We start from the raw sequence: 23,879 nt of genomic DNA on the forward strand, positions 1-23,879 counted from the left end.
GCTGCACCGAGTGGCGGTGTGTTCGTCTTGCCGATGACCAGGGCACCGGCGGCGCGGAGCCGGGCGACGTGGATGCTGTCGTAGTCGGCGGGCGCCACGGGCAGCGCGATGTAGCTCGCGGCGTGCACGAGTTCGCCCTGGGCGAGCAGGGTGAAGCGGGCCAGCGTGTTGGTGTTCTCGCCGCACGCGAGCACGCCGAGCGGGCCGATCCCGGTCGGGTGCACGCGCAGCGAACTGCCGTCGCCACCGGTCCAGGTCAGCTTCTCCGCCCAGGTGGGCACCAATTTGCGGTGCACGCCGATCAGTTCGCCGTCGGCGTCGATGGTCAGCATGGTGTTGTAGAGCACGCCCATGCTGTGCGGGCCGCGTTCGTTGACACCGATCACGACCACCGCGCCGGCCGCCCGGGCCGCCGCGCGCAGCGTTTCCACGTGCGGGCCCGGCACGTCCACCGAGGACCGGTACAGGCGTTCGTACCAGGGCGAGCCCTGGACCGGGTTCATCGTCCAGTTCCAGTACGGGTATCCGGGGACGAACGCCTCGGGGAAGACGATCAGTTCGGCGCCGTTGCCGGCGGCCTCGCGGATCAGCGCGACCGCCTTGGCCACGGTGGCGGCGGCGTCGAGGTAGACCGGCGCGGCCTGGACGGCGGCGGCCTTGAACCGGGGCGGGTTGTCGCGTTGGGCGCCGGTGAGCACGATCGGTGGGGTGGGACCTGTCATGGCGGGCTCCTCGTGGTGCGCTGTTCGGTCGGCGGATACGAGGTCGGGGTCTCGGGTCACCCCCGGCCGGGTGCGGCGAGCAGGCGGGGGTCGGTCTCCGGTCGCCACCGTCGCGGCACGGTCTCGACCCGCGCGCGCGACAGGTGCAGCCGCGGCGGCACGCGATCACTGCCCGCGCCGGGCGGCTTGCGACTGCCCGGCCGCCAGGCGCTCGGCCAGGGCGCGCCCGGTCCGGTGTAGCCCTGTTCGGCGGCGGCGTGCAGCGTCCACAGCGGGTCGTACAGGTGCGCGCGGCCCACCGCGCACAGATCCGCCCGGCCCGCGAGCAGGATCGAGTTGACGTCGTCGTAGGTGGAGATCGCGCCGACCGCGATGGTCGGCACACCGGTGGCGTTGCGGATCAGGTCGGCGAACGGCGTCTGGTAGCCGCGTCCGTAGGCGGGTCGCTCGTGCGGCACGACCTCGCCCGAGGACACGTCGATGGCGTCCGCGCCGGCCGCCGCGAGGGCCCGGGCGATCCGGACCGCCTCGTCCTCTGTGGTGCCGCCCTCGGCCCAGTCGCTCGCCGAGATCCGCACCACCAGCGGCTTGTTGCTCGGCCACACCGCCCGCACGGCGGACAGCACCTCGATCGGGAAGCGCAGTCGGCCGGCGAGCGAGCCGCCGTATTCGTCCTCGCGCAGGTTGGTCAGCGGGGACAGGAAGCCGGAGAGCAGATGGCCGTGCCCGTACTGGAGTTCCAGCGCGTCGAAGCCCGCCCGGTCGGCGCGTGCGGCGGCGGCGGCGAACGCGGCGGTGATCGTGTCCAGATCGGCCCGGTCCGCCTCGCGCGGGCGGAAGTCGCCCTCGGCGTCCCAGGCGATCGCGGACGCGGCCACGGTCGGCCAACCCTTGGCGCCCAGCGGCACCGATGTGCCGTCGGCGCCCGGCACCGAACCGGCCGCGCGGCGTCCGGCGTGGGTGAGCTGGATACCCAACAGGGGCCCGTTCGGGGCCTGTTCGCGCACCCGGGTGACCACCTCGCGCCAGGCCGTCTCCTGCGCGTCGGACCACAGGCCCGGACAGGCGGCGGTGGCCCGGCCGTTGGGCAACACGGCGGTCATCCCGGCGAAGACCAGGCTCGCCCCGCCGAGCGCGAGCGCGCCCAAGTGGGCGGCCTCGAACGGGCCGGGGAAGCCGTCGACGGCCGCGTAGGTCGCCATCGGCGGGACCACCACGCGGTTGCGCAGCCGGACCGCGCCGAGCCGGAAGGGCTGGAACATCGGCGCCGCGTCCACCCGGTCCGCTCGCCCGGCGGTGAACGCCGCGTCCACCTGCGCCACGAACGCCGGGTCGCGCTCGGACAGGTTGGCGTGGGTGACCCGGCGGCTGCGGGTGAGCAGGTTGAAGGCGAACTGCTCGGGCGCCTGGCCGACCGCCCGGTCGATGTTCTCGAACCACTCCAGGCTCGCCTGCGCGGCGCGCTGCGTGGAGGCCACCACCGGCTTGCGCTCGGCCTCGTAGGCGGTGAGGGCGGCCGGGATGTCGGCGTATTCGTTCAGGCACGCGGCCAGGGCGAGGGCGTCCTCCATGGCGAGCTTGGTGCCCGAGCCGATGGAGAAGTGCGCGGTGTGCGCGGCGTCGCCGAGCAGGACCACGTTCTCGTGGTGCCAGGTGGCGTTGCGCACCGTGGTGAACCGGATCCACCGCGAGTTGTTCGGGATCAGCCGGTGTCCGTCCAGGTGTTCGGCCAGCAGCGCCTCACAGCGCGCGATGCCCGCCTCGTCACTGGCCCCGCGCGGCAGCTCGCGACCGGCGAACTCGGCGAACCCGCCGCGCCGCCAGGCGTCTTCGGCCAGCTCCACGATGAACGTGCTGCGCCGGTCGTCGAACGGATACGCGTGCACCTGCACCACGCCGAAGTCGTGCTTGTCGACGATGAAGGTGAACGCGTCGAAGACCTTGTCCGTACCCAGCCACATGTAGCGGCAGCCGCGCTCGTCCAGATCGGGCCGGAACACGTCGGCGTAGCGCTCGCGCACGGTGGAGCGCACCCCGTCCGAGGCGACCACCAGGTCGTGCGTGCGCGCCAGTTCGTCCACGGGCGGGGCCTCGGTGCGGTAGCGCAGGTCGATGCCGAGCGCCGCGCAGCGCTCCTGCAGGATGCGCAACAGCCGCTCGCGGCCGAGCGCGGCGAACCCGTGCCCCCCGGAGGTGAGCGTGCGTCCGCCGTAGCGCACGTCGACGTCCGTCCAGCGGGCGAAGCCCTCGGACATCGCGGCGAAGATCTCCGGGTCGGCCTGGGCGATGCCGTCCAGGGTCTCGTCGGAGAACACCACGCCGAAGCCGAACACGTCGTCGGGTGCGTTGCGCTCCCACAGGGTGATCTCCGACGCCGGCGAGAGCTGCTTGGCGAGGGCGGCGAAGTACAACCCGCCCGGCCCGCCGCCGATGACTGCTATGCGCACAGCGTCCTCCAATGTTCCCGGCCTATCCGAGCGTATGTAATAAATTCCACGGTCGTCAACATCACGCGATATTCGAGGGGTCGGATCGGAGGTGCGATCCGCCCGGCCCCGCAGGGTGCGCGCGGGTCAGGTGTAGGACTCCGGGCGCTGCGGGCCGCCCCGGGACAGCGCGGTCCTGACCTCGTCGGGCCACGGCGACGCGCCCTTTTGGTCCGGCGGGCAGTGCACGACGGACAGTCGGCCGGTCGCGGCCACGCCGTGCTCGCCCCGCACCTCGAACGAGTAGTGCAGCGAGCTGGTACCCACCCGGTCGATGCGCAGCAGGATGTACGCGGCCTCGCCGAACCACAGACGTTCGAGGTAGTCCGCCTCGAAGTGCACCCGGGGGATCCGGCCGAACAGGTCGCCCACGCCCAGCCGGCGCAGCAGCACCGCCTCGGTCGCCTCGACCCAGCGCTGTACGGCCGAGTGGTGGTAGTGGCCGGCCGCGTCGGTGTCCTGCCACTCGACGCGGCGCTCGACCAGGACCGAGGGCAGGTCGGTGGGGTCGTCGACGGCCGGGTCGGTGGGGTCGCTCACGTCGGGCCGGATCGGGCCGGTCGAGCCGAGCGGGCTGTCTTGGGGCATCGTCGCGCCTTTCACGAGGCTTCCGGGGCAAGGGAGTTCGGGGCCGGTTCGCCGGTGTTGGCGGCCCAGGCGCGCAGTTCGGCGCGGCGCAGCTTGCCGTTGCCGGTTCGGGGCAGGGCGGCCACGAACTCGACGGCGCGCGGGTACTTGTACGGCGCGATCGTGTTCTTGACGTAGGACTGGATGCGCTCGGCGGTGTCCGCGTCGGCCGCGACCCCCTGGCGCAGCACCACGTACGCCTTGACGATCAGCCCCCGGCGGGGATCCGGTGCGCCGACCACGCCGCACTCGGCGACGTCGGGGTGTGCGGCCAGGGCCACTTCGACCTCGGGGCCGGCGATGTTGTAGCCGGAGGAGATGATCATGTCGTCGCTGCGCGCCTGGTACCAGAGGTAGCCGTCGGCGTCGCGGATATAGGTGTCGCCGGTGAAGTTCCAACCGTCGCGCACGTAGTCGAGCTGGCGCGGGTCGTCCAGGTAGCGGCACCCGGTCGGGCCCTTGACCGCGAGTTGCCCCGGTGTGCCGTCGGGGACCGGCTTGCCGTCGCCGTCCAGGACGACCGCCTCGAAGCCGGGTACGGCCCGCCCCGTCGCGCCGGGCCGGATGTCCTCGTCGGCGGCGGAGACGAACACGTGCAGCAGCTCGGTCGCGCCGATGCCGTCGATCAGCTCGATGCCGGTGGCCGCGTGCAGGTCGTGCCAGGTCTCCGCGGGCAGTGTCTCGCCCGCCGACACGCAGCGGCGCAGGCCCCGGAGGAGATCGGCATGACCCGCGGCCATGATCGCCCGGTACGCGGTCGGCGCGGTGAACAGCACCGTGACGCCGTGGTCGGCGACGATCCGGGCCAGCCGCTCGGGGGTGGCCTGTTCGAGCAGCAGGGTGGCCGCGCCGACGTGCAGCGGGAAGACCACCAGGCCGCCGAGACCGAAGGTGAAGCCGAGCGGAGGGGTGCCCGCGAACAGGTCGTCCGGGGTGGGCTTGAGGATGTGCCGGGAGAAGGTGTCGGAGTTGGCCAACACGTCGCGGTGGAAGTGCATGGTGGCCTTGGGCCGACCGGTGGTACCGGAGGTGAACGCGATCAGCGCCACGTCGTCGGCGGCGGTGTCCACGGCCTCGAAGTCGGCGCTCTTGGCCGCGCAGCGCCGGGTCAGGTCATCGGCCGCGTCGCCGCCGTAGGCCACGGTGGTCAGGCCGGGAACGGCCGCGGCGATCGGTTCGTCCATGAAGCGGTGGTCGCACAGCGCGATCGTGGGTCGGCCGATCTCGCACAGCGTGGTCAATTCGTGCGCCCGGAGCAGCGGCATCGTGGTCACCGCGACACCGCCCGCCTTGAGCACGCCGAACCAGCAGGCGACCAGCCACGGGTTGTTCGGACCGCGCAGCAGCACCCGGTTGCCCGGCACCAGGCCGAGGTCCTCGATCAGCACCCGGGCGACCTGATTGGCCCTGGTTCGCAGGTCGCCGTAGCTCCACAGATCGTCCAGGGTGACCAGACACCGTCGCTCGGCACCGAGCCGATCGATGGTGTCGTCGAGCAGGACCCTGGCGCAGTTCAGCCGGGTCGGGTAGCGCAATTCCGGTAGTTCGAAAAGCAGTTCGGGCCACTGCTCGGCAGGTGGCAATCGATCACGACAGAACGTGTCGACGTGAGCGGAACGGGACAGCTCCATGTGCGCGCACCTCATCCTGGTGTCAGCGGGAGTCGCGGAGCCAGTATCTATCAATTATGACGACAGTCAATGTTGCGCGATATATTTCCTTCGGCCACGCTGCGGGGAACGGGGATCGACGGGCACCGGGCACACGAACGCCCACCCCGGCGGGCGGTGTCCGGGCCGAGGCCGGGACACCGGGTGCCGAGGTGGGCGGGGTGGGCGGGGCCGGCGGGGTTGGCGAGAGCGGCCGGATTGGCGGGGCATGGTCGCGACAGTCCCCCACCCGGGGGCTCGTACCACCGCGCTTGGACCTTTCGGGTGAGCCGAACGGCGCCGACGCCGAGCTATTCGACCGTGACCGACTTGGCCAGGTTGCGGGGGCGGTCGATGTCCTCGCCGAGGGCTCGCGCCGCGTGGTACGCGAGCAACTGGGTGGGGATGGTGAGCAGGATCGGGTCGAGTTCGCGCTCGTTGCGCGGCACGGTGATCCGGTCGGCCTCCAGGTCGCCGAGGTCCACCCCGGGGTGGGTGATCACGGTCAGCCGGCCGCCGCGCGCACGGATCTCGTGCGCGGCCGCGAGGTTGCGTTCGACCAGGTCGTCCTCCGGGATGACGGCCACGGTCGGCAGGTCGGCGTCGATCAGCGCGAGCGGCCCGTGCTTGAGTTCGCTGCTGGGGTACGCCTCGGCGTGCCGGTAGGTGATCTCCTTGAACTTCTGCGCCGCCTCGCGCGCCACCGGATACCCCCGGACCCGGCCGATGAAGAACAGGCTGCGCGCGTCCGCGAGCCGCCGGCCCGCCCGGGCGATGGTCTCCTCGTCCGCCAGGATCTCGGCGATCTGGCCGGGCAGCGCCTGGAGCCCGGCCAGGATCCGCGCGCCGTCCGCGTGCGAGAGGTCGTGCACGCGACCAAGGGCGAGCGCGAGCAGCGCGAAGCCGACCGCCATGTGGGTCAGCGCCTTGGTCGAGGCGACCGAGACCTCGGGCCCGGCATGCAGATAGATCCCCCCGTCGCACTGGCGCGCGATGGACGAGCCGACCACGTTGACCAACCCGACCACCCGGCCGCCCTTGCGCTGGATCTCGCGGACCGCGAAGAGCGTGTCGGCGGTCTCGCCGGACTGGCTGACCGCGACGTACAGCGTGTCCGGCTCGATCACCGGATTGCGGTAGCGGAACTCCGAAGCGGGCTCGGCGTCGGCGGGCACCCGGGCCAGGTCCTCGATCAGCGTCGCGCCCAACTGGCCCGCGTAGTAAGCCGATCCGCAGCCGAGCACCTTGACCCGGCGGAATCCGCGCAACTCGCGCAGCTCCATCCGCAGGCCGTCGAGGCGGGCCGAGCCGAACCGGTCGTCGAGCCGGCCGCCGAGCATGCGCTCGACGGAGGACGGCTGTTCGTGGATCTCCTTGTGCATGAAGTGGTCGTGGCCCGCGAGTTCGAGTTCCTCGACGGTGAGTTCGACCGTGGTGGGCGTCTTGGCGACGTCGTCCCGCTCGCGGGTGAAGGTCCGGAAGCCGGTGGCCGTCACACTGGCCAGTTCGCCGTCTTCCAGGTGCACGACCGAACTGGTGTGCCGGACCAGGGCGGACACGTCGCTGGCCACGAACATCTCGCGCTCGCCGACCCCGATCACGAGCGGTGAGCCGTTGCGGGCCACCACGATCCGATCCGGCGTCGCGGTGTCCACGACGGCGATCGCGTATGTCCCGGTCACCTGCGCGAGCGCGGCCAGGACGGCGGTTTCCAGGGTGTCCCGCGTCCGCGCCGCGCCGGCGATCAGGTGGGCCAGGACCTCGGTGTCGGTGTCCGAGGCGAGGTCGACGCCCTCGGCCGCGAGGCGGGCGCGCAGTTCGGCCGCGTTGTCGATGATGCCGTTGTGGACGACCTGGATCCGGCCGTCGGCGGAGGGCTGCGGGTGGGCGTTCGCCTCCGAGGGCGCGCCGTGGGTGGCCCAGCGGGTGTGCCCGATGCCGACCCGCCCGGCGGTCTTGGCCGGCACGGCGGCGGCGAGCGCGTGTACGCGGCCCACCCGGCGGACCACCTTGACCGTGCCACGCGCGCCGAGCACGGCGATGCCGGCCGAGTCGTAGCCGCGGTACTCCAGTCGTCCCAGACCTTCGAGCAGGATGGGGGCGGCCTGCTGGGCGCCGATGTATCCGACAATTCCACACATACTGCTGCACTCCTCGGCAGGTCGACGGACCGACCGGCGGGGCGGTCGGGGGTGGATGTGTGCACGGGGCCTGCGGCGACGGCGGCGGGGTCGCGGTCGCGGTCGCGGTCGCGGTCGCGGTCGGGCGATGCTCACGCCTCGGCGTCGCGACCGTCGCCCGGTCGGCTCAGCCGTAGATCACGCGGCGCAGTTGACGTTCGGTCAACCGCGGTGGCGCGACGAGGCGTTCGTCCAGCTCGTCGGCGATCAGGCGATAGATCTGCGCGTTGCGCCGACCGTAGACCCTGTGATGGCGATGGCGCCGCCGCACATAGTCCTCGACCGGTTCGCGATACCAGGCCAGCACGTCGTCGACGATCCGCGCCACCTCGCCGGGTGCGAGGCCGGTCGTCGCCACGATGCGCTCCACCAATTCGCCGTCAGCCACCCCCCGATCCTGGCCCCATGCCGCCCCTACGGCAAGAATCTGCCCGAATTCGGGCAGATCCGAGCCACGCGGCCGGGTCGGCGGGCGCGGTGCGGGCCGTGGACGGGCCCGCGCCCCACACCGATGTCGCGTCGGCTCCGCGCACCGCCCAGCCGTCCCGGTGGCGCACTCCGGTCGTGAGAGCGCGCGGAAGCGGGGTGTGTCCTGCTCCGCGCGCCGGGTGTCGGGGCGGGGTGTCGCGGTGCCACGCTGGGGGGATGGATCGCGCACCCGACATCCACCTCGTCGTGACCGGTACCGGCCTGAACGCGCGGATCACCGATCAGGCCCTCGCCGTCGTCGACGACGATCTCCGCGCCGACTACGAACGCGCGGTCAGCCAGGGCCTGAAGGCCGCCGCCGCGGCCTGGGACGCCCACCACTACGACGACTTCGCCGTCCACCTCGCCGCGGCCGCAGACACTCTCACCGAGATCCAACGCACGGCCGTCACCTGCAAGGACCGCGCCGGCTACGAGGCCCTGACCGCCCGAGCCCGCCGCCTCGCCGCCCTCGACCCGGACGCCCCGGAAGCCGCGGAAGCCCTGAACACCCTGGACACCCCGGGCGCCCCGGACGCCGACTGAATCGCCGACGCCCACGCCATGCGCCACCCTGTCCCCATGAACGACCGGACACCCCACCGCACCATCCACATCGGCGGCCCGACCCACCCGACTCCCGCCGAACTGCGCGCCGAACTCCCCGACGACCTGCGCATGGACTTCGAGGAGGCGTATCAGGACGCCTTGGCCGAGGCCAACGCCAACGGCACCCTGCAACCGTTGGCCGACACCCTCGCGACGTGGCAGGCCGAACTCGCCCGCCACCGCGCGGAAGCCGCGGACTGACTCGGGCCGGATCGATGTGATCCGGGCCACACGGTGTCACAAGTTCGATTCGGGCGACGCCTCGTGTGCGTGACCCGAGCGAACGGAGCAGGGACCATGACGCAGCACGGCGGTGGACGCACGGCAGTCATCGTGATCGGCGGCGGATACGCCGGAGTCCTCGCGGCCAACCGGCTGACCCGCCGCGAGGACGTGGCCGTGACCCTGGTCAACCCACGCGCGAACTTCGTCGAGCGGCTGCGGCTGGACCGGTTGGTGGCGGGGTCCGACGACGCGGTCGTCGACTACCGGGACGTGCTGAGCGAGCGCGTCGAACTCGTGGTCGATTCCGCGACGGCGATCGACCGAAAGGCGCGCACCGTGGCGCCGCGGCGGCCCTCGGCGTGACCGTCCTCGAAGGCCCCGACACCAAGGCCGCGTCCGTGACGGCCGACGCCGTACACCTCGCCGACGGCCGCGAGGTACGCGGTCACGTGACCATCCGGGCCGCCGGCTTCGGCGTCCCCGACCTGGCCGCCCGCAGCGGCCTGAGCACCGACGAGACGGGTCGCCTTCTCACCGACGAGACCCTGACCAGCATCGACGACGACCCCATCGTCGCGGCCGGGGACGCGGCCGCGCCCTCGGCGGCAGCGCGTCGTCACCGGCATCCACTTCGTCCGCAACCCCGCCAAGCTCACCCACATCGCCGCCGCCACCCCGTTCACCCCGAACCGACACCGGAACACCCGCGGCGGCCCACTGCTCGCATCGGTTTTCCGGGGCCTGTTCTACACGTGTCAACCGGCCGAAATCCGCCTAGGCAGGGGGGAGATCGGGGCGGGACTATGTGTGCGCAAAGCCGAGTGTCAAGGGTGACGACTGCGGTAGAGGCGGACGAGGCAAGGCCGTTCCGGCTCGGGTATCCCAACGTGGGACGCGGCGTCCCCACGTCTTCCGAGGAGACCCGCCCGTGCTTCCCATGCCTCGCACCATCGCCGCGGTGGCCGCCGCCGTGGCCGCGGCCGCCATCGGCGTCGTCGCACCGAGCGCCCAGGCCGCGCCCGCGGCGAGCTACGCCACCAACTACGCCGCCCTGGGCGACTCGTACAGCTCCGGGGTCGGCACCGGCTCCTATCTTCCCGACAGCGGCTCGTGCAAGCGCAGCGCCAAGTCCTACCCCGCCCTGTGGAATCAGGCCCACCCGGGCGGCACGTTCGCGTTCGCCGCCTGTTCCGGTGCCAAGACCGCCGACGTACGCTCCGGTCAACTGTCCGTCCTGAACAGCGCCACGCAGTTGGTGACCATCAGCGTCGGCGGCAACGACGCCGGATTCGTCAGCACCATCACCACCTGCGTGCTCAGTTCGGACAGCGAGTGCGCCGCCGCCGTGAACAAGGCCAAGACCTACGCGACCACCACCCTGCCCGGCGATCTCGACGCCACCTACGCCCAGATCCGGGCCAAGGCTCCCAACGCCCGCCTCGTCGTGCTCGGTTACCCGCGCCTGTTCGAACTCGGTTCCTGCTTCCTGGGCTTGAGCCAGGCCAAGCGCACCGTGATCAACCAGGCCGCCGACACCCTGGACGAGGTCACCCACCAGCGCGCGAGCGCCGCCAACGCCGATTTCGCGGACGTACGCTCGCGGTTCGCCGGACACGGGGTCTGTGCGTCCAACGCCTGGGTCAACGGCGTCACCCTGCCGATCGACGAGTCGTACCACCCCACGACCTCCGGCCAGAGCCAGGGCTACCTGCCCGCGCTCCAGGCCGTGGTGGGCGTGCGCGCGCACTAGAACCGGCACGAGAACCGATACGAGACACCGTCCGGGGCGGCCCCAGGTCGCCCCGGACGCGCGTCGTCACCCCCGGCGCGCCACCAGGTAGCCGGCCTTCCGGTCGAAGTCGAGCACCCGCGCCCCGGCGTCGAGCAGCCCGCCCAGCACCTCGCGCAGCGTCGACCGCCAGGCCCCGGCCGCCTCGGGGTCGGTCCGGCGCATCGCCTCGATGTCGGCGGGCACCGCGACCCGTACCACCTCGGCGTCGGTCCGCAGCGACACCGGCCGGCCGTCGCGCTCCACCAGGGCCGGCTCGGCCCGCGCCACCGTGCCCGGCACCACCGCCCCCGTCTCCCCCACGGCCGCCCGCACGCGAGCGTCGTGCAGCGGCCACACGGCCAGTACCCGGTCGCTGCGATCCCCGCTGTTGACCGTGTCGGTCATGTCGTCGCCGTAGAAGTTCGGCAGGTACTCCTGCGGTCGCGCACCCAGCTTGACCAGGTTGAAGTAGGCGTTCCGGCGGACCAGCGGGTCGAACGTCCAGGTGATCCGGCCCAGCCCGCGCGCGAGCGCCCATTCCCGCTGATGCCGCTTGAGCGCGAAGCCCACCCCGCTCCCGGCCACGGCGCCGGTCGCGTGCGAGTGCAGCGTCTCGCCGATCGGCGCGCCGAAGAAGGCCACGGACGCGCCGACGAGCCGGCCGTCGCGATACGCCCCGGCCACGTAGTTGCCGGCATGGTCCAGCGCCCGCATCAGCTCGACGGTGAGCACCCGGCCCTGCCCCGCGACGTGCGGCCAGATCTCCTCGTACAGCCGCTCGACCTCCCGGAACTCGTCGAGTTCGTGCAGCTCGCGCACCACCGGATCGCCCATCCCGCCGCCGCCCTTCGCTCGCCGACCATCGCCGTCGCGGTCATGGGCTACCCCGACCCCGCGTCCGCCGAACGGAGCCCGTCACCCCATCGGCCGCCGAATGCCCCGCCCGGACCACCCCTCCGGTGACGTGCTTCACGCGCAAAGCACTGCCTCCCAGAACACCTGGGCAGCAATATCTTTGCGTCTTTCGACGGAAAACCCGCAAGGTACTTGCGTCGAGGGCGAGCCGTTGGTGTGCTTACCGCACCCCACCCCACCATCCGGTTTCGACGGAGGCTCCCGTGCGCGCAGATCAGGCTTCTCCGTCGGTTTCGTTGGACGACAAGTACGCCGTCGGCCAGGGCCGCGTGCTGATCTCGGGCGTACAGGCGCTGATCCGCCTGACCCTGGAACAGCGTCGGCTCGACACCGAGCGCGGACTGGACACCCGGGTCTTCGTCAGCGGCTATCAGGGCTCGCCGCTGGGCGGTGTGGACCTGGAGATGGGGCGCGCCAAGCGGTTCCTGGACCCGGCCGGGGTGGTGTTCCAGGCCGGACTCAACGAGGAGCTGGCCGCGACCGCCGTGGCCGGGACCCAGCTGGTGGACCAGACGCCGGGCGCCCGGTACGCCGGGGTGACCGGCTTCTGGTACGGCAAGAACCCGGGCCTGGACCGCGCCGCCGACGCGATTCGGCATGCCACGATGGCCGGCACCGCACCCCTCGGCGGTGCCGTCGCGTGGATCGGCGACGACCCGGGCAGCAAGTCGTCGACGGTGCCCAGCTCGTGCGAGCCGATGATGGAAAGCCTGTCGATGCCGCTGCTCGCCCCCGGCACGATCGGCGAGATCGTCGAGTTCGGGCTGCACGCGGTGGCCATGTCGCGCGCCTGCGGCCTGTGGACGGGCCTGAAGATCGTCGCCGACATCGCCGACGCGTCGACCACGGTGGACGTGTCCGGGTGGGGCGAGGACATCCCGGTCCCGGCCGCGACCAAGCGCGGCACGCTGCCGACCCTGGTCGGTCCGGCCGCGCTCGACGCCGAGCACGACCTGATCACCCGTCGGCTCGACCTGGCCCGCGCGTACGCCCGCGAGCACGGCCTGAACAAGGTCGTGCACGACACCCCCGACGCCCGCCTCGGCATCCTCGCCGCCGGCGTGTCGTTCTCCGTGGTCCGCCGCGCGCTGACCGACCTCGGTCTGACCGACGACGCGGCCCCGGACATCCGGCTGATCCGCATCGGCATGCCGTTCCCGCTGGACGACGCGGAACTCGCCGAGCTGACCGACGGCCTGGACGAGGTCCTGGTGGTCGAGGACAAGGTGCCGTTCCTGGAGGCCCGGCTCAAGGAGGCGCTGTACCGCCGCCCGAACGCGCCCCGCATCGTCGGTCGGCGCGACGACACCGGCCGCCCGCTGCTCACCGCGCGCGGCACGCTCGGCGCGGACGACGTGTCCCGCGCGATCGCCGCCCGGCTCGGCACGGACCGGCTGCCCGCGTCCGCCGGCGCCTACCTCGCCACGCTCGCCCCCAAGCGCCGCGCCCGGATCGCGCTGCCGATGCTGGCCTCGCGCACCCCGTACTTCTGTTCCGGCTGTCCGCACAACGCCTCCACCCGCACCGCCGACGACACCCTGGTCGGCGTCGGCATCGGCTGCCACGTGATGGTCGCGCTCGACGGCAAGGGCCGCGGGCACCAACTCGGGCTGACCCAGATGGGCGGCGAGGGCGCGCAGTGGATCGGCTTGGCGCCGTTCACCGACGACAAGCACTTCGTGCAAAACCTCGGCGACGGCACCTTCCACCACTCGGGCTCGCTGGCGATCCGCGCCGCGGTCGCGGCCGGCAGCAAGATGACCTACAAGCTGCTGTACAACGACGCGGTCGCGATGACGGGCGGCCAAAAGGCCGAGGGCCGGTTGGACGTGCCGGCGTTGACCCGGCTGCTCGCGGTCGAGGGGGTGCGCCGCGTGGTGGTCACCACCGACGACCCGCGCGGCTATCGGGGAGTTCGGCTCGACCCGATCGCGAGCGTCCGGCACCGTGACGAACTCCAGGACGTGGAGCGCGAGTTGTCCGGGCTCGACGGGGTCACCGTGCTGATCCACGACGACCGGTGCGCGGCCGAGGAGCGCCGACTGCGCAAGCGTGGGCAGTTGCCGACCCCGGCCGAGAAGGTCGTGATCAACGAGCGTGTGTGTGAGGGTTGCGGCGACTGCGGCGACAAGTCGTCGTGCCTGTCGGTACAGCCCGTGGACACCGAGTTCGGCCGCAAGACGCACATCCACCAGGGTTCGTGCAACTCCGACTTCAGCTGCCTGAACGGCGACTGCCCGTCCTTCCTGCTGGTCGAGCCGGGCACCCGCAAGGCCCGGGCGATACCGGACCTGCCGCTCGAACCCGCCCTGCCCGAGAGCCGGTTCGGCGCGGACGACCTGCTGGTGCGGATGCCCGGCATCGGCGGCACCGGCGTGGTCACCGTCTCCTCGATCCTGCAGATGGCCGCGCACATGGACGGGCTGTACGCGGCCGGCCTGGAGCAGACCGGCCTGGCCCAGAAGGGCGGACCGGTGGTGTCCGACCTGCGCCTTTCCACCCGGCCGATCACCGGCGCGCTGCGCGCCTCGCGGTCCGGCGCCGACGTGCTGATCGGCTTCGACCTGCTCGGCACGGCGGCGGAGAGCAACCTGGCCACCGCCGACCCGGAGCGCACCGTCGCCGTGGTCAACACCGCGATCGTGCCCACCGCCGCGATGGTCACCAACCAGATCGCGCTGCCCGGTTCGCCGACCGAGACGCTGGAGCGGATCGACACCGCGACCCGGCGGGCCGACAACCTGTACGTGGACGCGCTCGGGTTGTCCGAGGCGCTGTTCGCCGACCACATGCCGGCCAACATGATCCTGGTCGGCGCCGCGTTCCAGCACGGTTGCCTGCCGTTGAGCGCGGCGGCGATCGAGCGGGCGATCACGCTCAACGGCGCGGCGGTGGACAAGAACCTGGCGGCGTTCCGGTGGGGTCGGGCGCTGGCCGTGGACCCGGCCGCGGTACTGGCCGCGGCGGTCACCGCGCCGCCGCTCGCGGTGGTCCCGGTGGACGCGGCCTCGGTGGCCCTGGCCGATCGCTCCGGCGGCGAAGCGGCGCTGCGCGAGGTGCTCGGCACCCGGATCGCCGATCTGACGGGGTACCAGGACGCGGCCTACGCCCACCGCTACGCCGACGACGTGCGCGCGATCCGGACCCTGACGGTGGAACGCGCGGGGGCCGAGGGCGGCGAGCGGGTCGCGGTGGCCTACGCGAGGGCGCTGCACCACCTGATGGCCTACAAGGACGAGTACGAGGTGGCCCGTCTGCACCTCGACCCGGTCGAACAGGCCCGGCGCGACGCCGAGTTCGGTCCCGACGCGGCGGTCTCCGTGCTGCTGCACCCGCCGGTGCTGCGCTACCTCGGGATGAAGCGCAAGATCCGGCTGCGGCGCACGGCGGTGCCGGCCTTCAAGGCGCTGCGCGCGGCGCGCGGCCTGCGCGGCACCCGGTGGGATGTGTTCGGCTACGCCGAGGTGCGTCGGGTCGAGCGCGAACTGGTCGCCGAATACCGTGCGTTGGTCCGGACGGCGCTGCGCGAGCTGACCGCCGACAACGTCGACGCGGTGATCGCCCTGGTGGCGCTGCCCGAGACGATCCGGGGCTACGAGGACATCAAGCTCGCCCGGGTCGCGGAGTATCGCACCGCCGCGCGCGCCGCCCTGGCCGAACTCACCGCGCCCGCCGCGGTCGCCGCCCCGGCCGGCCCGCCGCTGGTCCCGGCGAGCTGACCGCGGCCCGCCCCCGCCCCACCCCGCACCCCCGACCTCCCCGACCTCCGGAGCAGCCGTGACCGTCGACCGCCTCCTGCCCACCCGGGACGCCGAGGACCTGCTCGACCTCACCCGTACCGTCGCCGACCGCGAACTGGCGCCCTTGGCCGCCCGGCACGAGCGTGAGGAGTCCTACCCGGAAGGGTTGTTCGCCGTCCTGGGCGAGGTCGGCCTGCTCGGCCTGCCCTACCCGGAGGAGGAGGGCGGCGGCGGTCAGCCGTACGAGGTCTACCTCCAGGTGCTGGAGGAGTTGGCCGCGCGCTGGGCGGCGGTCGCGGTGGCCACGAGCGTGCATACGCTGGCCTGCTTCCCGGTGGCCACCTACGGGTCGGCCGAGCAGCGGGAGCGCTGGTTGCCCGACATGCTGGAGGGCCGCGTGGTCGGCGGCTACAGCCTGTCCGAGCCGCACGCGGGCTCCGACGCGGCCGCGATCGTATGCAAGGCGCGGCCGATCGCCGACGGATACCGGATCACCGGCACCAAGGCGTGGATCACGCACGGCGGAAAGGCCGACTTCTACGCCCTGTTCGCGCGTACCGGCGAGGGCGGCCGGGGCATCTCGTGCTTCCTGGCGCCGGGCGAGGCGGAGGGGCTGGCCTTCGGTCGGCCCGAGGCGAAGATGGGCCTGAACGCGGTCCCGACGACCAGTGCGTTCTGGGACGGCGCGGTCCTGGAGCGGGATCGGCTGATCGGCGCGGAGGGGCAGGGGCTGGCGATCGCGCTCAGCGCCCTGGACTCGGGCCGACTGGGCATCGCAGCCTGCGCGACGGGTCTGGCCCAGGCCGCCCTGGACGCCGCGGTCGAATACGCCAACGAGCGCACCACGTTCGGCCGCCGCATCGTCGACCACCAGGGCCTGGGCTTCCTTTTGGCCGACATGGCCGCCGCCGTCGACTCGGCCCGCGCCACCTACCTCGACGCGGCCCGCCGCCGCGATCTGGGCCGCCCGTACAGCCGCCAGGCCAGCGTGGCCAAGCTGATCGCCACCGACGCGGCGATGAAGGTCACCACGGACGCGGTCCAGGTCTTCGGCGGCGCGGGCTACACACGGGAGTTCCCGGTCGAGCGCTACATGCGCGAGGCGAAGATCATGCAAATCTTCGAGGGCACCAACCAGATCCAACGGATGGTCATCGCCCGAGGCTTCACCCACCCGGAGAAGTAGCCGGCGGGTCGGTCCGCGAGCCGCCGCCGGCGCGTACGGGCCGGCCGAACGATCAGCTGATCTGCACGATCGTAACCGTCACGCATCGATCCTCGATGACGAAAGTCGCGGTGCCCTCCACGCAGAACGCGTACTCGCGCATGTTCGCGGACCTGGTCGGCGAGCCCACTCGCCATGGGTCGGAGGCGAGTCGGGAGACCATGTCGTTGTAGGCACCGATCGCATGCGAGGGCGCGCCCTTCAGCCACCGCTGCACGGTGTAGGTGGACTCGACGGTGTAGCTCATGGGGGGCTCTCCCATTCGTCCGTGTGAGCGGGCACCGTGTCCACGGGCAGGCCGGCGTTGAGCCGTCGGATGGTTTCCTCGGTCTCCGGCCAGTCGGGGCTGCGGCGCATGCGAACCTCGGCCTGCCAGGGCCCGAGCATTTCGGCAAGCGGGATGAGGTCACCGTCGCGGGCGGCGTCGAGGGCCTTGCCGTACTCGGCCTCGAACTCCTCGCGGAGTTGGGCGGGAAGCTCCGCTCGAATCTCGGCCGGTGTGGCGTGGTGGGTCCCGCCGACGCCGATGATGTGCCGGGGCCGGCGTGGGTCGGCGTTCTGCTCGTCCATGTCGGTCAGGATGCCACCAGTGGGGTAGCGGACGGTAGTCGGCGTGCGCCGGCGCGTCATCGTCCCCGTGTGCGCCCCTCGTGAGGGGGTCCGCTACCCGCCCGGCAGGTCCGGGCGCAGGCGTTGCCAGGTGGGGTGGCGCAGGCGGCCCTCCGGGGTCCAGCCCGAGGCGGTGACCTCGGCGGCCAGCCGGGGGTCGACCCACTGCGCGCCGGGCACGTCCACCATTCCCGCGAACGGCGAGTCCGCGCGCGCCAGCGCGCCCAGGTATTCGCCCAGTTCGCCGCGCTCGGCCAGGGTCGGGCCGTCCTCGACCGTGCCGACATAGCGCAGGCCGTCGGGTGCGGCGACGCCGACCAGCAACGCCCCCGGCAGGCCCCGCAGCTCGCCCCGGCCCTCGATCCAGCCGCCGATGACCACGTCGTGGGTCTCACCCGGAGAAGTAGCCGGCGGGTGCCCCGGCGGCCCGGTGCGGAGGCCGCCGGCCTACAGCGCGACCGTGCGCGTGACGGTGACGACCAGGACGCCGGCGCTGACGGTGTAGCGCACGAACACTCCGGTGATCGTGGCCTCCCGGCGGTCCCGGTCGCCACCGACCCGTGTGGAGCCCGACCCGTACGGGGTCCGGCCGATCGTGGCGTCGACCGCGTCCTTGAAGGCCCTGATCCGCCCGGACGACAGCGGCTTCAGGCCGTCTTCGGCCTCGTTCGTGTACTGCACGCGATAGCTCATGGGATCGCGTTCCCGTCCCGATCGACGCAGTCGGAGAAGTCCCCGGCCTTGAGGCGGGCGTGTACGGCCTCGTCGTCCTCCTGGGCCTCCGGAGGAAGTGCCCAGTGCAGGATCGCGTCGCGTTCGAGGCGATCCAGCGGGGTCTCGTACATGACCTTGTCGAACTCGTCCCGGCGATCCTCGGGCAGCGCCGCCCGGATCTCGGCAAGGGTGTTCGGCAGCTCGATGCGCTCGCCGCGGACCACGGTCGTTCTGGGCATGCACGCCTCCTCGGTGTGAGGCTCCCAGGGTGACAGTGGATCGGTCGCGCACGGTACCCGGCGCGCGCGGGCGAAGGACTCGTCGCGATCCGTACGCCTGGCGCGGGGCGATCGGTGGTGCGCCCGGGACAAAGCCTCGCGCGCCCCGCGAGTGCGACCGACCGCCGCGACCTACCCGCCCGGCAGGTCCGGGCGCAGGCGTTGCCAGGTGGGGTGGCGCAGGCGGCCCTCCGGGGTCCAGCCCGAGGCGGTGACCTCGGCGGCCAGCCGGGGGTCGACCCACTGCGCGCCGGGCACGTCCACCATTCCCGCGAACGGCGAGTCCGCGCGCGCCAGCGCGCCCAGGTATTCGCCCAGTTCGCCGCGCTCGGCCAGGGTCGGGCCGTCCTCGACCGTGCCGACATAGCGCAGGCCGTCGGGTGCGGCGACGCCGACCAGCAACGCCCCCGGCAGGCCCCGCAGCTCGCCCCGGCCCTCGATCCAGCCGCCGATGATCACGTCGTGGGTCTCCACGTGCTTGGCCTTGATCCAGTCCGGGGAGCGTTGTCCGGGTTGGTACTCGGAGGCCAGCCGCTTGGCCACGACGCCCTCGTGGCCCTGGTGCAGGCTGGTCGCCCAGGCGCGCCGCGCGTCGCCCTCGATCCATTCCGGGGTGGACCAGCGCGGGCCCGCCAGGTCGAGGCCGGCCAGCAACATCCGTCGTTCGCGGTACGGGGTGCGCAGCAGCGGCCGGCCGTCCAGATACATCAGGTCGAACAACATCAGGTGCACCGGCGCGTCGATGGTCAGCCGGGCCACCTTGCGCGGGTTGACCACACCCATGCGCCGGCGCAGCCGCGCGTGGTCGGGGCGCCCCCGGTCGTCCAGGACCACGATCTCGCCGTCCAGCACGGCCTGGCGCTGTCCGTGCTGCTCGCCCAGGCCGGCCAGTTCCGGGTACACCCGGGTCACGTCCACCCCGTCGCGCGCCAGCAGGCGCAGTCCCCCGTCCCCCGCGCAGTACGCCACCGTACGGGCCCCGTCCCACTTGACCTCGAAGCCCCAGTCGAGCTGGTACTCCTCCCCGGGCAGCGGCGCCGCGGCGGCCAGCATCGGCGGAATCTCGGGCAACAGGGCATGAACGTGATCGTGACCGGCCATGCCTCGATCATCGACGGGCCTCGACACCACCGCCGGCCGAACCGCCACACCCGAATACACCCGAATGGCCGATATATCCGGCCGGTCACCCGCCGACCCGCGTATCCCGGACCGCCCGACGCCCCTCGAACCCGGGCCCGCGCGGAACCCATTCGAGCGAGCATCCGGCCGACGGCCGCGCCCCGGGCCGCGCTATCCCTGTGCGGTCACCGCGTCGATCGTGTCCGCGATGCGCGCCGTGACCGCCGCCTGGTGGTCGATCAGATAGAAGTGCCCGCCGGTGAAGGTGTGCAGCGCGAACGTGCCGTTCGTGTGGTCGCGCCAGGCCGTGGCCTCATCCAGGGTGACCTTCGGATCCCGGTCGCCGATCAGCACGGTGATCGGGCACTCCAGTGGCGCGCCGGGGGTGCACCGGTACGTCTCGACCGCGCGGTAGTCGGCGCGCAGCGCCGGCAGCACCATCCGCAGCACCTCGTCGTTGGCCAGCAGGCTCGCGTCCGTGCCGCTCATCGAGCGCAGCTCGGCGGCGAGCCCCGCGTCGTCGAGCAGGTGCACCCGCTCGTCACGCTGCCGGTCCGGGGCCCGGCGCCCGGAGGCGATCAGCGCGGCGGGCGGGATCCGCAGCCGCCGGGCCACCTCGAAGCCGAGGACCGCGCCCATGCTGTGCCCGAACAGGATCAGCGGAAGCCGCTCGTCCAGCCAGGGATCCAGGGCCTCGGTGATGCGCTCGGCCAGGGTGTCGATGTCGTCGATGAGCGGTTCGGTGCGCCGGTCCTGGCGCCCCGGGTACTGCACGCCCAACACCTCGACGCGCTCCTTGAGCGCCGCCGACAACGGGAACCAGAAACTCGCCGAGCCGCCCGCGTGCGGCAGCGCGACCAGGCGCGGCACCCGATCGGCGGCCGGATGGAACCGGCGGATCCAGGTGTCCGATACGGAGGAGGCGGTACTCATGGCAGGGCCCTTCTGATCGTCACCGAATGATCGTGCTGCGTGACCGTCAGCCTGCCATCGAGTCCTTGCGCGCGCCCAGTGGTTCGGCCCCGGTGAGCACCGCGTGCTGGATCTCGCGCAGCGCCCGGGACGGTTCCAGGCCCAGCAGTTCGCGCAGCGCGGTGCGGGTGTCGCGGTACACCGCGAGCGCGTCGCCGCGCCGGCCGCAGTGGTACAGCGCGACCATCAGGTGCCGGGCGAAGTTCTCGTGCAGCGGATACTCGCCGGTCAGCGCGTACAGCCGGGCCACCGTCTCCCGGTGCCGGCCGAGCGCGAGGTTCGCCTCCACCAGCAACTCCAGGCACTCCAGCCGGGACGCCTCCAACCGCGCGGCGTGCGCCCGGACGATCGGCCCGAGGCTCACCCCCGCGTAGGCCGGGCCGCGCCACAGGTCGAGCGCGCTCGTGTACACCTCGGCCGCCTCGTGATACCGGCCGGCCCGCGCGCCCGCGCGACCACGTTCGACCAGGCGGTGGAAGGTGTCGGCGTCGAGGCGGTCCGGACCGGTGTGCAGCACGTAGCCGCCGGCGCAGGTGGCCAAGGGGCCGGTGCGGGCCGGTCCCGGCGCGCCGAGCATCGCCCGCAGCCGGGAAACGTACACGTGCACCGTCGACTTCGCCCGCTGCGGCCCGGCGTCGCTCCAGATCTCCGCGACGATCTGGTCGACCGTCAGCAGTTGGTCCCGCCGCGCGAGCAGGGCGGAGAGGAGCGTTTCCGGCTTGGGCGCCGCGATCGTGCGCGGCGTTGCGCCGTCGACGATCCGCACGGGGCCGAGAATCTCGTACCGCAACGGCTCTTCCCTCTCTGTGGCGCTGCCTGTGGCGTCCGGTCCTGCTCTCTCACGACGGTGACATATGACGGGCGTATGGCGTACCCCTGACCAACCCCTACGCCGCCTTGCGCCGAGCTTGCGCAGGTCCCCCGCACGGCCGCGTCGGCCTTCCCTCGGCGGCCCGGATCCGCCTATGGTCGATCGATGAGCACTGCCCGTTCGCCCGAGCGCGCCCTGTACGCCGTCAGCGACCTGCATTCCGCCATCCCGTCCAACCGCAGACTCGTCGAGGGCATCCGGCCGGGGCACGACGAGGACTGGATCCTGGTCGGAGGCGACGTGGCCGAGCACGTCGAGGAGATCGCCTCGACCCTGCGCCTGCTCGCCGAGCGCTTCGCCCGGGTGATCTGGGTGCCGGGCAACCACGAGTTGTGGTCCACCAACGACGACCCGGTGCAACTGCGCGGCGAGGAGCGCTACCGGCATCTCGTGGCGATGTGCGGGGAGTTGGGTGTGCTGACCCCCGAGGACCCGTTCCCGGTCTGGGACGGCCCGGGCGAAACCGTCACCGTGGCGCCGATGTTCGTGCTCTACGACTACACGTGGTGGCCGCCGGGCGCGGCGACGCGGCAGCAGGCGTTGGACGCCGCGTACGAGGCCGGCGTGGTGTGCAGCGACGAGTTCATGCTGCACCCGGATCCGTATCCGACCCGCGGCGACTGGTGCCGGGCCCGGGTGGCGTACACCGAGGACCGGCTCGTGGCGGCGGCCGATCCGGCGGCGCCGTTCCTGATGGTCAACCACTTCCCGCTGGTCCGGCAGCCCACGGACGTGCTGTGGTACCCGGAGTTCGCCCAGTGGTGCGGCACCGACCTGACCGCCGACTGGCATCGGCGTTTCCCGACCGCCGCCGTGGTGTACGGCCACCTGCACATCCCGCGCACCACCTGGTACGACGGGGTGCGCTTCGAGGAGGTCTCGCTCGGCTATCCGCGCGAGCGCAAGAACGGGCTGCGCAGGCCGATTCCGCGTCGGATCCTGCCGGCCGAGGTCGCCGGGACCGCCGGAGCCGGCCGTTCGGGGCAATCGGCGGGTGCCCGATGACGATGATCGACCGCATCCTGCCGCCCGGGGTGTTCGCCGAGGAGTGCTTCGACGACCCCGACGGGCCGCCGCTGTACCCGGCCGAGGAGGCGCTGCTCGCGAAGGCCGTGGACAAGCGCCGCCGTGAGTTCACCACCGTCCGACGGTGCGCGCGGCGTGCGTTGGCCCGCATGGGCGTGCCGGCCGCGCCGTTGTTGCCGGGGCTGCGCGGTGCGCCCGGTTGGCCGACCGGCGTGGTCGGCAGCATGACGCACTGCGACGGGTACCGGGCCGCGGTGGTCGCGGACGCCGCCGCGGTGCTGACCCTGGGCATCGACGCGGAGCCGGCGGGGCCGCTGCCCGACGGCGTCCTCGAGGTGGTCGCGTCCGAGACCGAGCGCAAACACCTGCGCGAACTGGCCGCCGATCGGCCGGAGATCGCGTGGGACCGGCTCCTGTTCAGCGCCAAGGAGTCCGTCTACAAGGCGTGGTTCCCGCTCACCTCGCGCTGGTTGGACTTCGCCGAGGCCGAACTCGAATTCGACCCGGCGGTGGGCACGTTCGACGCCCGGCTGCTGATCGAGGATCGTCCGCTGGACGGGTTCGCGGGACGGTGGCAGGTGGATCTGGGCATCGCGGTGACGGCGATCGTGGTGCGGCACGGCGACTGACGCACTCGGGGCGGGGCCGCCGCCGGCCCCGCCCCGGTCCGCCCGTCGGCGTCGGTATCGCCGTCAGCTCCGGGTGAACCGCACCAGGTTCTCCGCCGTGGGCCGCCACGCCTCGGCGAATTCCGCCGGCAGTTCCACGGCGTCCAGGATCGGATGCCTCGGTACCGAGACCCGATACCGGATCCGCCAGCCTCGTGAGGTGTGTTCGAGGATGTCGTAGTAGTCCCCGCCGTGTACCTCGCCGTCGATCAGCGTCGCGATGTACCGGCTGCGGGCCCGGACCGTGCCGCCCGCGTCCACCAGGAGCACGGTGTCGAGCGTCTGATGGTCGGGGGTGTCCGGACTGCGTCGGCCGGTGAACTGCCGGGCCGAGGCGATGCCGTCGATGGTGTAGCCGGCGCCGATGGTGTTCTCGATCACCGCGTTGTCCGTGAACACCCGGTGCAGGTCGCCGACTTCGTCGTTGTCGAAGACGTGCGCGAACTGCGCGAGGGTGTCGTGGATCTCCGCGACGTCCGCCGCGCTCAGCGCGGGGCCGCCGGTCACGGCGCGACCACCTCGGCGAGCCGGACCGCGAGCGGGAAGCCGACCCTGCTCACGCCCGCCCCGGCCTCACGGGGCGCGCGCGGCAGACTCAGCCGATAGGCGATCCGCCAGCCGGCCGGGGTCTTCCGAAGGATGTCCAGGAATTCGCCGCCGGTGATGCGGCCGGCGGGGTTGATCCCGATGTAGCGGCTGCGCGTCTGGACCTGGCCGTGCCGGTCCACCTCGACGGTCGTGTTGACCGTGTGGTGGTCGGGCGTCGCCGCGCTCTTGCTCCGGGTGTATTCGGCGAACTCGGCGATGCCGTGGAAGGCTCGCTTGGGCCCGGTGCCGATCTCGACCACGACGTCCTCGGTGAACACGAGGTCGAGTCCGTCCACGTCACCGTTGTCGAAGACGTGCGCGAACAGCGCGAGCGTGCGGTGGATCTCGGCGAGGTCCACCGGGGTCAATACCTTCGTCATGAATGTCCCAGCCTCGAAGTGATGTCGTATCGCA

Annotated in this window: 24 protein-coding genes and 1 pseudogene; 8 read left to right on the forward strand and 17 right to left on the reverse strand. The window is 72.4% G+C overall.

What is annotated here, in order from left to right; translation table 11 throughout:
- The 6 genes from ACFRCG_RS33980 to ACFRCG_RS34005 all read right to left on the reverse strand — a co-directional run.
- The coding region (locus ACFRCG_RS33980; RefSeq protein WP_380038644.1) for a nitrilase-related carbon-nitrogen hydrolase at nt 1–722 on the reverse strand (722 nt) is incomplete at its 3' end.
- Between the two features lie 56 nt (nt 723–778).
- Nucleotides 779–3,169 (reverse strand): FAD-dependent monooxygenase, encoded by a 2,391-nt coding sequence (locus tag ACFRCG_RS33985; RefSeq protein WP_380038646.1) that lies wholly within the window; start codon nt 3,167–3,169, stop codon nt 779–781.
- Nucleotides 3,170–3,295: 126 nt separating this feature from the next.
- Nucleotides 3,296–3,796 (reverse strand): acyl-CoA thioesterase, encoded by a 501-nt coding sequence (locus ACFRCG_RS33990; RefSeq protein ID WP_380038648.1) that lies wholly within the window; start codon nt 3,794–3,796, stop codon nt 3,296–3,298.
- Nucleotides 3,797–3,807: 11 nt separating this feature from the next.
- Entirely contained in the window at nt 3,808–5,466 is a 1,659-nt protein-coding gene (locus ACFRCG_RS33995) for an AMP-binding protein (protein ID WP_380038650.1), read from the reverse strand.
- 329 nt (nt 5,467–5,795) lie between these two features.
- On the reverse strand, nt 5,796–7,625 hold the full coding sequence (gene glmS, locus ACFRCG_RS34000; RefSeq protein WP_380038653.1) for a glutamine--fructose-6-phosphate transaminase (isomerizing): 1,830 nt from the start codon (nt 7,623–7,625) through the stop codon (nt 5,796–5,798).
- Between the two features lie 166 nt (nt 7,626–7,791).
- Nucleotides 7,792–8,052, reverse strand: coding sequence for a hypothetical protein (locus ACFRCG_RS34005; protein ID WP_380038655.1), 261 nt, complete (start codon nt 8,050–8,052; stop codon nt 7,792–7,794).
- Between the two features lie 257 nt (nt 8,053–8,309).
- Here ACFRCG_RS34005 and ACFRCG_RS34010 point away from each other — a divergent pair, with 257 nt between their 5' ends.
- The 4 genes and pseudogenes from ACFRCG_RS34010 to ACFRCG_RS34025 all read left to right on the forward strand — a co-directional run bounded on the left by ACFRCG_RS34010 (nt 8,310) and on the right by ACFRCG_RS34025 (nt 10,716).
- A complete protein-coding gene (locus tag ACFRCG_RS34010; protein ID WP_380038657.1) occupies nt 8,310–8,678 on the forward strand; it encodes a hypothetical protein in 369 nt (122 codons plus the stop codon).
- A 36-nt stretch (nt 8,679–8,714) separates the two neighbouring features.
- The gene (locus ACFRCG_RS34015) at nt 8,715–8,942 is read left to right on the forward strand and encodes a DUF6247 family protein (RefSeq protein ID WP_380038659.1); all 228 of its coding nucleotides are present in this window, start codon (nt 8,715–8,717) and stop codon (nt 8,940–8,942) included.
- Nucleotides 8,943–9,038: 96 nt separating this feature from the next.
- Nucleotides 9,039–9,568 (forward strand): annotated as a pseudogene (locus ACFRCG_RS34020) (FAD-dependent oxidoreductase); the annotation flags it as partial.
- 335 nt (nt 9,569–9,903) lie between these two features.
- Nucleotides 9,904–10,716, forward strand: a complete 813-nt coding sequence (locus ACFRCG_RS34025; RefSeq protein WP_379997332.1) for an SGNH/GDSL hydrolase family protein — start codon at nt 9,904–9,906, stop codon at nt 10,714–10,716.
- Nucleotides 10,717–10,782: 66 nt separating this feature from the next.
- On the opposite strand, the gene ACFRCG_RS34030 is transcribed toward ACFRCG_RS34025, so the two are convergent.
- Nucleotides 10,783–11,571 (reverse strand): GNAT family N-acetyltransferase, encoded by a 789-nt coding sequence (locus ACFRCG_RS34030; RefSeq protein WP_380038661.1) that lies wholly within the window; start codon nt 11,569–11,571, stop codon nt 10,783–10,785.
- Nucleotides 11,572–11,855: 284 nt separating this feature from the next.
- Between ACFRCG_RS34030 and ACFRCG_RS34035 the strand changes: the two genes are divergently transcribed.
- Both ACFRCG_RS34035 and ACFRCG_RS34040 read left to right on the forward strand, forming a co-directional pair.
- Nucleotides 11,856–15,371 (forward strand): indolepyruvate ferredoxin oxidoreductase family protein, encoded by a 3,516-nt coding sequence (locus tag ACFRCG_RS34035; RefSeq protein ID WP_380038663.1) that lies wholly within the window; start codon nt 11,856–11,858, stop codon nt 15,369–15,371.
- A 58-nt stretch (nt 15,372–15,429) separates the two neighbouring features.
- Nucleotides 15,430–16,578, forward strand: a complete 1,149-nt coding sequence (locus ACFRCG_RS34040; RefSeq protein WP_380038665.1) for an acyl-CoA dehydrogenase family protein — start codon at nt 15,430–15,432, stop codon at nt 16,576–16,578.
- 52 nt (nt 16,579–16,630) lie between these two features.
- Here the strand turns inward: ACFRCG_RS34040 and ACFRCG_RS34045 are convergent, their stop codons facing one another.
- From ACFRCG_RS34045 to ACFRCG_RS34080, 8 genes are all read right to left on the reverse strand, one after another.
- Nucleotides 16,631–16,864 carry a hypothetical protein gene (locus tag ACFRCG_RS34045; protein ID WP_379997087.1) on the reverse strand — a complete coding sequence of 78 codons (234 nt, stop codon included), beginning with the start codon at nt 16,862–16,864 and terminating at the stop codon, nt 16,631–16,633.
- The gene (locus ACFRCG_RS34050) at nt 16,861–17,187 is read right to left on the reverse strand and encodes a DUF6247 family protein (protein WP_380038667.1); all 327 of its coding nucleotides are present in this window, start codon (nt 17,185–17,187) and stop codon (nt 16,861–16,863) included. Before ACFRCG_RS34050 ends, ACFRCG_RS34045 begins: the two co-directional genes overlap by 4 nt.
- Before the next feature lie 93 nt (nt 17,188–17,280).
- Nucleotides 17,281–17,607 (reverse strand): hypothetical protein, encoded by a 327-nt coding sequence (locus ACFRCG_RS34055; RefSeq protein WP_380038669.1) that lies wholly within the window; start codon nt 17,605–17,607, stop codon nt 17,281–17,283.
- Between the two features lie 66 nt (nt 17,608–17,673).
- Nucleotides 17,674–17,919, reverse strand: coding sequence for a hypothetical protein (locus ACFRCG_RS34060; protein ID WP_380038671.1), 246 nt, complete (start codon nt 17,917–17,919; stop codon nt 17,674–17,676).
- Nucleotides 17,916–18,179 carry a hypothetical protein gene (locus tag ACFRCG_RS34065; protein ID WP_380038673.1) on the reverse strand — a complete coding sequence of 88 codons (264 nt, stop codon included), beginning with the start codon at nt 18,177–18,179 and terminating at the stop codon, nt 17,916–17,918. Before ACFRCG_RS34065 ends, ACFRCG_RS34060 begins: the two co-directional genes overlap by 4 nt.
- 171 nt (nt 18,180–18,350) lie before the next feature.
- Entirely contained in the window at nt 18,351–19,319 is a 969-nt protein-coding gene (gene ligD / locus ACFRCG_RS34070; RefSeq protein WP_380038675.1) for a non-homologous end-joining DNA ligase, read from the reverse strand.
- 192 nt (nt 19,320–19,511) lie between these two features.
- Nucleotides 19,512–20,273 (reverse strand): thioesterase II family protein, encoded by a 762-nt coding sequence (locus ACFRCG_RS34075; protein ID WP_380038677.1) that lies wholly within the window; start codon nt 20,271–20,273, stop codon nt 19,512–19,514.
- Between the two features lie 46 nt (nt 20,274–20,319).
- Entirely contained in the window at nt 20,320–21,102 is a 783-nt protein-coding gene (locus ACFRCG_RS34080; protein WP_380038679.1) for a BTAD domain-containing putative transcriptional regulator, read from the reverse strand.
- Between the two features lie 186 nt (nt 21,103–21,288).
- Between ACFRCG_RS34080 and ACFRCG_RS34085 the strand changes: the two genes are divergently transcribed.
- Together ACFRCG_RS34085 and ACFRCG_RS34090 are read left to right on the forward strand one after the other, a co-directional pair.
- Nucleotides 21,289–22,188: a metallophosphoesterase family protein gene (locus ACFRCG_RS34085; protein WP_380038681.1), complete on the forward strand. Its 900-nt coding sequence runs from the start codon at nt 21,289–21,291 to the stop codon at nt 22,186–22,188.
- 2 nt (nt 22,189–22,190) lie between these two features.
- Nucleotides 22,191–22,838 carry a 4'-phosphopantetheinyl transferase gene (locus ACFRCG_RS34090; RefSeq protein ID WP_380038717.1) on the forward strand — a complete coding sequence of 216 codons (648 nt, stop codon included), beginning with the start codon at nt 22,191–22,193 and terminating at the stop codon, nt 22,836–22,838.
- A gap of 63 nt (nt 22,839–22,901) precedes the next feature.
- Here the strand turns inward: ACFRCG_RS34090 and ACFRCG_RS34095 are convergent, their stop codons facing one another.
- Nucleotides 22,902–23,384 carry a nuclear transport factor 2 family protein gene (locus ACFRCG_RS34095; RefSeq protein WP_380038683.1) on the reverse strand — a complete coding sequence of 161 codons (483 nt, stop codon included), beginning with the start codon at nt 23,382–23,384 and terminating at the stop codon, nt 22,902–22,904.
- Nucleotides 23,381–23,845 carry a nuclear transport factor 2 family protein gene (locus ACFRCG_RS34100; RefSeq protein ID WP_380038685.1) on the reverse strand — a complete coding sequence of 155 codons (465 nt, stop codon included), beginning with the start codon at nt 23,843–23,845 and terminating at the stop codon, nt 23,381–23,383. The genes ACFRCG_RS34095 and ACFRCG_RS34100 overlap by 4 nt, the downstream gene beginning before the upstream one ends.
- Between the last annotated feature and the right edge of the window lie 34 nt (nt 23,846–23,879).

Source organism: Embleya sp. NPDC056575 (assembly GCF_042793325.1).
Taxonomy (GTDB): domain Bacteria; phylum Actinomycetota; class Actinomycetes; order Streptomycetales; family Streptomycetaceae; genus Embleya.

What these genes read in the sequence shown, in the direction of transcription:
- ACFRCG_RS33990 (WP_380038648.1), bottom strand. Translation starts at nt 3,796, where the DNA reads ATGCCCCAAGACAGCCCGCTCGGCTCGACCGGCCCGATCCGGCCCGAC.
- ACFRCG_RS33995 (WP_380038650.1), bottom strand. Translation starts at nt 5,466, where the DNA reads ATGGAGCTGTCCCGTTCCGCTCACGTCGACACGTTCTGTCGTGATCGA.
- glmS (WP_380038653.1), bottom strand. Translation starts at nt 7,625, where the DNA reads ATGTGTGGAATTGTCGGATACATCGGCGCCCAGCAGGCCGCCCCCATC.
- ACFRCG_RS34010 (WP_380038657.1), top strand. Translation starts at nt 8,310, where the DNA reads ATGGATCGCGCACCCGACATCCACCTCGTCGTGACCGGTACCGGCCTG.
- ACFRCG_RS34015 (WP_380038659.1), top strand. Translation starts at nt 8,715, where the DNA reads ATGAACGACCGGACACCCCACCGCACCATCCACATCGGCGGCCCGACC.
- ACFRCG_RS34025 (WP_379997332.1), top strand. Translation starts at nt 9,904, where the DNA reads ATGCCTCGCACCATCGCCGCGGTGGCCGCCGCCGTGGCCGCGGCCGCC.
- ACFRCG_RS34030 (WP_380038661.1), bottom strand. Translation starts at nt 11,571, where the DNA reads ATGGGCGATCCGGTGGTGCGCGAGCTGCACGAACTCGACGAGTTCCGG.
- ACFRCG_RS34045 (WP_379997087.1), bottom strand. Translation starts at nt 16,864, where the DNA reads ATGAGCTACACCGTCGAGTCCACCTACACCGTGCAGCGGTGGCTGAAG.
- ACFRCG_RS34050 (WP_380038667.1), bottom strand. Translation starts at nt 17,187, where the DNA reads ATGGACGAGCAGAACGCCGACCCACGCCGGCCCCGGCACATCATCGGC.
- ACFRCG_RS34060 (WP_380038671.1), bottom strand. Translation starts at nt 17,919, where the DNA reads ATGAGCTATCGCGTGCAGTACACGAACGAGGCCGAAGACGGCCTGAAG.
- ACFRCG_RS34065 (WP_380038673.1), bottom strand. Translation starts at nt 18,179, where the DNA reads ATGCCCAGAACGACCGTGGTCCGCGGCGAGCGCATCGAGCTGCCGAAC.
- ligD (WP_380038675.1), bottom strand. Translation starts at nt 19,319, where the DNA reads ATGGCCGGTCACGATCACGTTCATGCCCTGTTGCCCGAGATTCCGCCG.
- ACFRCG_RS34075 (WP_380038677.1), bottom strand. Translation starts at nt 20,273, where the DNA reads ATGAGTACCGCCTCCTCCGTATCGGACACCTGGATCCGCCGGTTCCAT.
- ACFRCG_RS34085 (WP_380038681.1), top strand. Translation starts at nt 21,289, where the DNA reads ATGAGCACTGCCCGTTCGCCCGAGCGCGCCCTGTACGCCGTCAGCGAC.
- ACFRCG_RS34090 (WP_380038717.1), top strand. Translation starts at nt 22,191, where the DNA reads ATGATCGACCGCATCCTGCCGCCCGGGGTGTTCGCCGAGGAGTGCTTC.
- ACFRCG_RS34100 (WP_380038685.1), bottom strand. Translation starts at nt 23,845, where the DNA reads ATGACGAAGGTATTGACCCCGGTGGACCTCGCCGAGATCCACCGCACG.